Source organism: Arthrobacter sp. Y3225116 (genome assembly GCF_059091245.1).
In genome coordinates this window covers 1-992 of sequence record NZ_JBNHGL010000473.1, presented here as the reverse complement: position 1 = coordinate 992, position 992 = coordinate 1, and the positions used below count along the sequence as shown (strand labels likewise).

The window sequence follows — 992 nt, the reverse complement described above, 5'->3', positions numbered from 1 at the left end:
CTACATGGTTCCCATCCAGCGGGTCGGCCTGGATCAGCGCAGGATCGTGCCGCTATTCGTCAATTGCAACACGCCGCCCTTGCCGTCGCTCGAACGGCGACCGTGGACGCGATGCGCGCGCTGCGGGCCTCCTGCTCCACGTCCAGGCCGTAGCCGGTCTTGGTCTCCAGGTAGGTGGTGCCGCCGGCGGCCGCCTCCGCCACCCGGGCCAGCAGCAGGCGGGTGAGATCGTAGTCGCTGGCTTCGCGGGTCGCGCCGGTGGTGACGGCGATCCCCCCGGCCTGGTAGGACTGACCGGCCATCCGTGCCTCGAACTCGGCGGTGCGGTCTCCGGCAAAGACCAGATGCGTGTGCGAATCCACCCAGCCCGGCAACACGGCCCGCCCGCCGGCGTCGAACTGTTCGTCGGCATCGGGGGCCTGCGCCGCGGGGCCGAGCCAGGAGATGCGCTCCCCCTCGATGATCACCGCGGCATCGTGCAGCACGGAGTCCGCGCCGCGGGCCGGGTCCTGCGTGTGCAGTTCACCGATGTTGGTGACGACAGTGCTCATTCAAACTCCTTCAGGGCGTCGGCCAGCAGCTCGGCCGGCCAACCCAGGCGCTGGTGGCGGCCGTTGACGGCCAGCAAGTCACCGGCAACGACGACGGCGGAAACGTCCGCTGCGCTGGCGCTCAGCGGCAGTTGCCCGGGCTCCGAGCCTACCGTGCGCACGCTGCCGGGGTTCACGGCCATCAGGTCGCAGGCCATCCCGACGGCGATGCCGGCCACCGGGGTGCCCATGGCGGCGGCGGCTCCGGCGGACACGGACTCGAGCAGCTCGGCCGGGGCAAACCGGCCGCGCTGGCCGCTGGCCAGCCGTTCGCCGTGTTCCAGCGCCCGCATCTCCAGCCATGGATCGATGACGGCGTGCTGGTCGTCGCGGGCGCGCTCCAAACCGGACAGTTCTTCGCGCAACTGATCGTTGGCCTGCTGGTGCTCGGCCTGCCGGGTG

Annotated in this window: 2 pseudogenes; both read right to left on the bottom strand. The window is 71.3% G+C overall.

From position 1 onward, the window contains the following. Nucleotides 1–104: 104 nt before the first annotated feature. Nucleotides 105–551, bottom strand: a pseudogene (locus AC5RV2_RS18390) (imidazolonepropionase); the annotation flags it as partial. Further along, a pseudogene (locus tag AC5RV2_RS18385) lies at nt 548–992 on the bottom strand (formimidoylglutamate deiminase); the annotation flags it as partial. The pseudogenes AC5RV2_RS18385 and AC5RV2_RS18390, both read right to left, overlap by 4 nt.